At 64.8% G+C, this 7,745-nt stretch carries 10 protein-coding genes; 8 read left to right on the plus strand and 2 right to left on the minus strand.

The features are described from left to right. Positions 1-215 (minus strand): NUDIX domain-containing protein (locus EN738_RS26725; RefSeq protein WP_127286317.1); only part of this gene is annotated, 215 nt, incomplete at its 3' end. A gap of 116 nt (positions 216-331) precedes the next feature. Between EN738_RS26725 and EN738_RS26730 the strand changes: the two genes are divergently transcribed. Further along, a complete protein-coding gene (locus EN738_RS26730) occupies positions 332-1,108 on the plus strand; it encodes an SOS response-associated peptidase (RefSeq protein WP_127286318.1) in 777 nt (258 codons plus the stop codon). 92 nt (positions 1,109-1,200) lie between these two features. Here the strand turns inward: EN738_RS26730 and EN738_RS26735 are convergent, their stop codons facing one another. Beyond that, on the minus strand, positions 1,201-1,356 hold the full coding sequence (locus EN738_RS26735) for a hypothetical protein (RefSeq protein WP_127286319.1): 156 nt from the start codon (positions 1,354-1,356) through the stop codon (positions 1,201-1,203). A gap of 390 nt (positions 1,357-1,746) precedes the next feature. Between EN738_RS26735 and cysS the strand changes: the two genes are divergently transcribed. The 7 genes from cysS to cimA form a co-directional block, all read left to right on the plus strand. Beyond that, positions 1,747-3,180, plus strand: a complete 1,434-nt coding sequence (gene cysS / locus EN738_RS26740; RefSeq protein WP_127286320.1) for a cysteine--tRNA ligase — start codon at positions 1,747-1,749, stop codon at positions 3,178-3,180. A gap of 256 nt (positions 3,181-3,436) precedes the next feature. Then, positions 3,437-3,796 (plus strand): endonuclease domain-containing protein, encoded by a 360-nt coding sequence (locus tag EN738_RS26750; RefSeq protein ID WP_245478299.1) that lies wholly within the window; start codon positions 3,437-3,439, stop codon positions 3,794-3,796. Beyond that, the gene (locus tag EN738_RS26755; protein WP_127286322.1) at positions 3,793-4,179 is read left to right on the plus strand and encodes a VOC family protein; all 387 of its coding nucleotides are present in this window, start codon (positions 3,793-3,795) and stop codon (positions 4,177-4,179) included. The genes EN738_RS26750 and EN738_RS26755 overlap by 4 nt, the downstream gene beginning before the upstream one ends. Before the next feature lie 23 nt (positions 4,180-4,202). Continuing rightward, the gene (locus EN738_RS26760; protein WP_127286323.1) at positions 4,203-4,694 is read left to right on the plus strand and encodes a GFA family protein; all 492 of its coding nucleotides are present in this window, start codon (positions 4,203-4,205) and stop codon (positions 4,692-4,694) included. Beyond that, on the plus strand, positions 4,691-5,167 hold the full coding sequence (locus EN738_RS26765; RefSeq protein WP_127286324.1) for a GFA family protein: 477 nt from the start codon (positions 4,691-4,693) through the stop codon (positions 5,165-5,167). Before EN738_RS26760 ends, EN738_RS26765 begins: the two co-directional genes overlap by 4 nt. Before the next feature lie 17 nt (positions 5,168-5,184). Next, the gene (gene pip, locus EN738_RS26770; RefSeq protein ID WP_245478302.1) at positions 5,185-6,132 is read left to right on the plus strand and encodes a prolyl aminopeptidase; all 948 of its coding nucleotides are present in this window, start codon (positions 5,185-5,187) and stop codon (positions 6,130-6,132) included. 197 nt (positions 6,133-6,329) lie between these two features. Beyond that, the coding region (gene cimA, locus EN738_RS26780) for a citramalate synthase (RefSeq protein WP_127286327.1) at positions 6,330-7,745 on the plus strand (1,416 nt) is incomplete at its 3' end.

The following is a 7,745-nucleotide window of genomic DNA, read 5'->3' on the forward strand; positions in this document are numbered from 1 at the left end:
TCGCGCAGCGGGCGGTAGCCATGGGCCAGCAGTCCGGTTTCCTCCTCGAGCTCGCGCGCCGCCGCTTGCGACAGCGTCTCGCCGGGCTCGACCTTGCCGCCCGGATAGGCATAGAGCCCTTGCGACGGCGGCCGTGCCCGCTTGACCAGAAGGACCTTGTCGCCGCGCACGATCGCGACGGAAACGGCCGGGATGATCTTGCGAGCTTCTTTCATGCGCTTGGGGCCGCTTCGTCTGTCAGCTTGGTTGTGGACCGGACAGCTTTAGCCGTTGCAGTGCCGTGGTTCCATCGCCACTTTCATGGCGATCCCCAATCGAAGAGCCGAAATCCATGTGCGGACGCTTTGCCCTGACCGCCACGCCGGAGCAGACCGCAGCCTTTCTCGGCCTGGCGGAATTGGAGACGTTTCCGGCCCGCTACAACATCGCGCCGACGCAACCGGTGCTGATGGTGCTTGCCGGTCCGCCAAGGGCGCCGGGCTCGAATTTGCCGGACCGGCAGCCGATGCTGGTACGCTGGGGGCTGATTCCGACCTGGGTCAAGGACACCAGGGAGTTTCCGCTGCTGTTCAACGCCCGATCCGAGGGAGCGGCGCAAAAGGCGTCGTTCAAGACCGCCATGCGGCATCGCCGCGCCTTGGTGCCTGCCTCCGGCTTCTATGAATGGCGGCAAGCCGGGGACAAGGGGGAAGGTGGTTCGAAGGGCCAGCCCTACTGGATCCGTCCCAGGCATGGCGGCCTCGTCGCTTTCGCCGGACTGATCGAGACCTATGCCGAGCCGGGCGGCTCCGAGATGGACACCGGCGCCATCCTCACCGCCCGTGCCAGTTCGGGCATCGCCCATATCCACGACCGCATGCCGGTGGTGATCGAGGAGCGCGACTTTGCCCGCTGGCTGGATTGCCGCGTGCAGGAGCCGCGCGACGTCGCCGACCTGTTGCGGCCGGCCGAACCCGATTTCTTCGAAGCTGTCCCGGTTTCCGACCTTGTCAACAAGGTCGCCAACACCGGGCCGGAGATTCAGGAGCGGGGCATTGTCGGGCCGCAAGCCGAGAAGGTCAGGCGCCAGAAGTCCGGCGCGGACGACAGTCAGATGACGCTATTCTAGCGAAGCCCGTCGAGGCCTTCATTTCCAGGGCGCTTGGTCGAGCCCTCATCGCCGGCGCCCCCATCATCGGAGGCTGCGCCGGTCGTGCCGTTTCAGGCGGCGCGCGGCGAGATGATCTTCTGTGCCGGCTTCTTCTTCTTGGCGGTGTGCAGAAGGGCGGCGACGATCGCGGCCGGTCCGATCGCCCGATATTGGTTGGCGAGCGCCGGTTGCTTGGCGCGGCTCGGTTCCTGCTTGCTTCGTGGCATTGGTCTCTTCCCTGGTAACATTTGCGTGTCCGCGTTTGATGGCCGATTCCGACCAAATCGTGACGCCTGGCGATCTAGCCGGCGAATGTTTCATCACTGTGCCGACATGTTTAATAAAATGTTTCAGTGCCTCATAAGCCGTGACCCGGCGACTCGTTTGCTCAAAGTTGCGACTTGACGGCAACACCCGGCAAGGCGATAAAGCCGCGCATGAAAACGTTTTTCGCCATTTGTGGCATTTGCATTATTGACTAGCCTCGCGCTGGTCCGGACGTTTTCGCCTCATCTTTCCCCAGATTGGACAAACGCCCCGGCCAGCAGGCTGGAGCCCGGTTTGCGCCTTGGCGCAAGGAAGGCTCCGTCCAAATCCAAGGGATCGGAAGGGCACGCATGTCTGACGCATCGAAGGGTCTCAGCCTCTACAACACGCTGACGCGGACGCAGGACGATTTCGTCCCCATCGATCCGCAGAATGTGCGCATGTATGTGTGCGGCCCGACGGTCTACGACTTTGCCCACATCGGCAATGCGCGGCCTGTAATCGTCTTCGACGTGCTGTTCCGTCTGTTGCGCCAACTCTATGGCGAGAGCCACGTCACGTATGTGCGCAACATCACGGATGTCGACGACAAGATCAACGCCCGCGCGCTGCGCGATTTCGGCGCCGAGATCGCGTCGGGCAAGCTGTCGCTCAACGAGGCGATCCGTCGTGTGACGGAGAAGACCGCCGACCAGTACCACAAGGATGTCGCGACGCTCGGCTGCCTCCCGCCGACCTTCGAGCCGCGAGCCACCGAATTCGTCCTGCCGAGGCCGGACGGCAAGGCCGACATGATCACGCTGATCGAGCGCCTGATCGGCCGCGGCCACGCCTATCAGGCGCAGGGTGAGGTGCTGTTCGACACCGCCTCGATGCCCGACTACGGCGATCTGTCGAAGCGCAATCTCGACGAACAGCAGGCCGGCGCCCGCATCGCCGTCGACGCGCACAAGAAGAACCCTGGCGATTTCGTCCTGTGGAAACTGTCCTCGCCCGAAGAGCCGGGCTGGGAAAGCCCGTGGGGCAGGGGCCGGCCGGGCTGGCACATCGAATGCTCGGCCATGTCAGCCGCCTACCTCGGTGAGGTCTTCGACATCCATGGCGGCGGCCTCGACCTGATCTTCCCGCACCATGAAAACGAGATCGCCCAGTCGCGCTGCGCCCACGGCACCGAGGTGATGGCCAACGTGTGGATGCACAACGGCTTCCTTCAGGTCGAGGGCCAGAAGATGTCGAAGAGCCTCGGCAATTTCTACTCGATCCATGAGCTGCTGGAGACCGAGACCTTCGGCGGCCGCAAATGGCCGGGCGAAGTGCTGCGGCTGGCGATGCTGATGACGCATTACCGAGAGCCGATCGACTTCTCGGTGCGCAAGCTGGAGGAAGCGGAGAACACGCTGCGCAAGTGGAAGCGCGCGTCGGATTTGGCTCCGGCGGCCGGGCAATTGCCGGCGGCGGTCGTGGCGGCACTGTCCGATGATCTCGCCACCTATGCCGCCTTCCAGCAGTTGACGCAGCTTGCCGGCGAGGCGGCGGAAGGCAACGATGCCGCCGCGTCGCTGAAGGCGGCGCTCGCCTTCCTCGGCTTCGATGTCGGCACGGCCGAGGTGGACGAGGCGGCCGTCGCCAAGGCCATCGCCAAACGCCTGGCGCTGATCGCCGGGAAGAACTGGCCCGAGGCCGACCGCATCCGCGACGAGCTTCTGGCGCAAGGCGTGCAGCTGAAGGACGGCAAGGATCCTGTCACCGGCGAGCGTGTGACTACGTGGGAGATCAAAAGGTGAGGTTGGGCGCTCGGATAGCAGGATTGGAGAGGTTGGAGCGAGGCCCCCCTCTCTGTCCTGCCGGACATCTCCCCCTCAAGGGGGGAGATTGGACGTTGGCTTGGCTTTCGCCAATCACCGAGGTGGAAAGTGGAGCGCCGTCGGCGAAGCTGCCGATCTCCCCCCTTGAGGGGGAGATGCCCGGCAGGGCAGAGAGGGGGGCCTCGCGATGACCCATCATCGGGTATCTCCCGCCAAACGCGGCAATGCGCGCAAGATGCGCAAGGCGATGACCGATGCCGAGCTGAAGCTTTGGAATGAGGTGCGTGCTGATAGGCTGATGGGAATGGCGTTCCGACGTCAGATGCCGATAGCTGGCTACATCGTGGATTTTGCCTGCCCCAGCAAGAAGCTGATCGTTGAACTGGACGGCTCTCAGCATGCGTCGCCTGACGTCTCCGCATCCGATGCTGCGCGAACCGCGAAGCTTGAAGCGCTCGGCTGGACCATCCTGCGCTTCTGGAACGACGACGTCATCCGCGATATCGACAATGTCTGCCAGCACATCGTGATCGAGGCTGGCCTCGCCGGTGCCGATAGGCCGGCGCGCGAACCGACAAGGGAGGCAGTTCCATGATCGACCATCTCGGCATCACCGTTTCCGATTTCGACGCCTCGAAGGCTTTCTACGACAAGGCGATGGCGCCGCTCGGCGCTTCGCTGCTTTACATGGTGCCCACCGAATACACCGGCGGCGCCAAGGTCGGCGGTTATGGCCGCGACCGGCCGGTGTTCTGGCTGAGCTCGGGCAAGGACAAGCCGAGGGACCACCAGCATGTGGCCTTCACCGCGCGCAGCCGCGCCGAGGTCGATGCCTTCCATGCCGCGGCCCTTGCCGCCGGCGGCAGGGACAATGGCGGACCGGGGCTCCGCCCGCACTATCACCCGAACTACTATGGCGCCTTCGTTTTCGATCCCGACGGCAACAACGTCGAGGCCGTCTGTCATGATCCGGAGTGATCGGCCATGAAGTGGAGTGAGTCATGAGCCTCGACAACCGGCCGGTCTACACAGGCGGCTGCCAGTGCGGCGCGGTGCGCTTCCGCGTCGAGGGCGCGCTGGGCGATGCCTCGATCTGCCATTGCCGCATGTGCCAGAAGGCGAGCGGCAATTTCTATCTGCCGCTGGTCTCGGTGCGCGGCGCCAGGGTCGAATGGACGCGCGGCGAGCCCAAGCGCTTTCGTTCTTCGAGCGCAGCATGGCGCGGCTTCTGCGCCGAGTGCGGCACGCCGCTGACCTTCGAGGCGCCCGACGGCATGGCGCTGGCGATCGCCGCCTTCGACGATCCGGCCGGCATCGTGCCCACCATCCAGTGGGGCACCGAGGCGAAGTTGCCTTACGTCGATGCGATCCCGAAATTGCCGGGCGAGGACACGATGGCCGACATCGGCTCGGCGCCTTATCTGGCCGAGCTCGTCTCCTATCAGCACCCCGACCACGACACCGACCAATGGCCGCCGGAGGAAAGATCATGACCGACACCGTTCGAACCGGCGGCTGCCAGTGCGGCGCCGTGCGCTTTCGCATCAAGGGGGCGCTCGGGCGCCCGTCCATCTGCCATTGCCGCATGTGTCAGAAGCAGTTCGGCTCCTTCTTCGGGGCGCTGGTGACGGTGCCGAAGGACGGCGTCGAATGGACCCATGAGGAGCCGAGCTACTTCCAGTCCTCCGTCAACATCGATCGCGGCTTCTGCGCCCGTTGCGGCACGCCCATGACCTACCGCCAGCAGGGCCAATTGGAGATCGCCATCGGCGCCTTTGACGACCGCTCCGACCTCGCGCCGCAGATCCAGGTCAACTACGCGGTGCGGCTGCCCTGGGTGGAAAAGATCTTCGAAGCGCCGATCCATGAGGACTTCGACTTCTATCGACGGCAGGAGCAGATCATCTCCTTCCAGCATCCCGATCACGAGACGGCCAACTGGCCGCAGCAGGGCTTGAAACTATGACGATCGCCGGCGGCTCCATGCGTACCCTCTATCCGGAGATCGAACCGTTCGAGTCGGGCATGCTCGATGTCGGCAATGGCCACACCGTCTACTGGGAGCGCTCCGGCACCAAGGGCGCCAAGCCCGCTGTCTTCCTGCACGGCGGACCGGGCGGCACCATATCGCCGAAGCATCGGCGGCTGTTCGATCCCAAGCTTTACGACGTCATCCTGTTCGACCAGCGCGGCTGCGGGAAATCGACGCCAAACGCCTCGCTGGAGGCCAACACCACCTGGCATCTCGTCGCCGATATCGAGCGCCTGCGCGAAATGGCGGGCTTCGACAAATGGCTGGTGTTCGGCGGCTCGTGGGGTTCGACGCTGGCGCTCGCCTATGCCGAGACGCATCCTGAGCGGGTGAGCGAACTCGTCGTGCGCGGCATCTACACGCTGACGCGCGCCGAGCTCGAATGGTACTATCAGTTCGGCGTGTCCGAGATGTTCCCCGACAAATGGGAGCGTTTCCTGGCGCCGATCCCGGAAGCCGAGCGCGGCGACATGATGGCCGCCTATCGCAAGCGGCTGGTCGGCTCCGACCGCAAGGCACAGGTCGAGGCCGCGCTTGCCTGGAGCCTGTGGGAAGGCGAGACGATCACGCTCTTGCCGGAGCCGGAAACCAGCGGCAAGTTCGGCGAGGACGACTACGCCGTCGCCTTCGCCCGCATCGAGAACCATTACTTCGTCCATGCCGGCTGGCTCGAGGAGGGGCAGTTGCTGCGCGACGCCTGGAAGCTGAAGGACATCCCCGGCACCATCGTCCACGGCCGCTACGACATGCCGTGCCCGGCGCGCTACGCCTGGGCGCTGCACAAGGCCTGGCCGAAGGCGGATTTCCATCTTATTGAAGGCGCCGGCCATGCTTATTCGGAGCCCGGGATCTTGGATCGCCTGATCCGGGCGACGGATGGGTTTGCGGGGAAGAACTAGTCGATGTACGGCTTTCCGTCCCACCCCCCTCTGTCCTTCCGGACATCTCCCCTGCAAGGGGGGAGATTGGATATCGCCTTCGCTTTCGCCAATCGCCGACGCTGCAGGACGAGCGCCGTTGGCAAGGCTGCCGATCTCCCCCCTTGCGGGGGAGATGGCCGGCAGGCCAGAGGGGGGTGCTCAAGCGCCTTGTCATCATGAAAAAAGAAAGACTGTTCCTCTTTGACACCACCCTTCGCGACGGCCAGCAGACGCCGGGCATCGACTTTTCCGTCGAGGACAAGATCGCCATCGCCAAGTTGCTGGACGAGTTCGGCATCGACTATGTCGAGGGCGGCTATCCCGGCGCCAACCCGACCGACACCGCCTTCTTCCAGCAGAAGCGAACGGCGCGGGCAAAGTTCGTCGCTTTCGGCATGACCAAGCGGGCAGGCGTCTCGGCCTCCAACGATCCGGGGCTGGCGGCGCTCGTGCAGTCGACATCGGACGCCATCTGCTTCGTCGCCAAGAGCTGGGACTATCATGTGCGCGTGGCGCTCGGCTGCACCAACGAGGAAAACCTCGACTCGATTAAGGTGTCGGTCGAGACGGCGGTCGCCGCCGGCAAGGAAGCGATGGTCGACTGCGAGCATTTCTTCGACGGCTTCAAGGCCAATCCCGCCTACGCGCTCGCCTGCGCCAGGACCGCCTACGATACCGGCGCGCGCTGGGTGGTGCTGTGCGACACCAATGGCGGCACGCAACCTTCGGAAGTGCGCGCCATCGTCGAGACGGTGATCGCCGCCGGCATTCCGGGCGAGCATCTCGGCATCCATGCCCATGACGACACCGGCCAGGCGGTAGCCAATTCGCTGGCCGCCGTCGAGGCCGGCGTGCGCCAGATCCAGGGCACGCTGAACGGCATCGGCGAGCGCTGCGGCAACGCCAATTTGATCTCGATCGTGCCGACGCTTTCGCTGAAACCGGCCTTCGCCGACCGCTTCGAAACCAGCATTTCGGCCGAGGCGCTGACCGGCATATCGCGCCTGTCGCGCGCCTTCGACGAATTGCTGAACCGCGCGCCGGAAGCCCAGGCGCCCTATGTCGGCGCTTCCGCTTTCGCCACCAAGGCCGGCATCCATGCCTCGGCGCTGGCCAAGGAGCCGGCGACCTATGAGCATGTGCCGCCGGAAGCCGTCGGCAACCGCCGCCGCGTCATGGTCTCCGACCAGGGCGGAAAGGCCAATTTCCTGGCCGAGCTGAAGCGGCGCGGCATCGACGTCCCGAAGGACGATCATCGGCTCGATGCGCTGATCGCGGTGGTCAAGGAACGAGAGGCCTCGGGCTATGCCTATGAGGGTGCCGACGCCTCCTTCGAGCTGCTCGCCCGCAAGATGCTGCACGGCCTGCCGGAGTTCTTCAACGTCACCTCGTTCCGCTGCATGGTCGAGCGCCGCTTCGACGCCAACGGCCAGCTGAAGACGGTGTCGGAGGCCATCGTCAAGGTGATGGTCGATGGCGAGGAGAAGATGTCGGTGGCCGAAGGCCACGGCCCGGTCAACGCGCTTGACATCGCGCTCCGCAAGGATCTCGGCAAATACCAGAACGAGATCGGCGACCTCGAGCTTGCCGAC

The sequence above is a fragment of the Mesorhizobium sp. M4B.F.Ca.ET.017.02.2.1 genome (assembly GCF_003998955.1).
Classification (GTDB): domain Bacteria; phylum Pseudomonadota; class Alphaproteobacteria; order Rhizobiales; family Rhizobiaceae; genus Mesorhizobium; species Mesorhizobium abyssinicae.

Bases quoted from the DNA above. Each gene is read 5' to 3' on its own strand.
- EN738_RS26730 (WP_127286318.1), top strand. From the start codon at position 332: ATGTGCGGACGCTTTGCCCTGACCGCCACGCCGGAGCAGACCGCAGCC.
- EN738_RS26735 (WP_127286319.1), bottom strand. From the start codon at position 1,356: ATGCCACGAAGCAAGCAGGAACCGAGCCGCGCCAAGCAACCGGCGCTC.
- cysS (WP_127286320.1), top strand. From the start codon at position 1,747: ATGTCTGACGCATCGAAGGGTCTCAGCCTCTACAACACGCTGACGCGG.
- EN738_RS26750 (WP_245478299.1), top strand. From the start codon at position 3,437: ATGCGCAAGGCGATGACCGATGCCGAGCTGAAGCTTTGGAATGAGGTG.
- EN738_RS26755 (WP_127286322.1), top strand. From the start codon at position 3,793: ATGATCGACCATCTCGGCATCACCGTTTCCGATTTCGACGCCTCGAAG.
- EN738_RS26760 (WP_127286323.1), top strand. From the start codon at position 4,203: ATGAGCCTCGACAACCGGCCGGTCTACACAGGCGGCTGCCAGTGCGGC.
- EN738_RS26765 (WP_127286324.1), top strand. From the start codon at position 4,691: ATGACCGACACCGTTCGAACCGGCGGCTGCCAGTGCGGCGCCGTGCGC.
- pip (WP_245478302.1), top strand. From the start codon at position 5,185: ATGCGTACCCTCTATCCGGAGATCGAACCGTTCGAGTCGGGCATGCTC.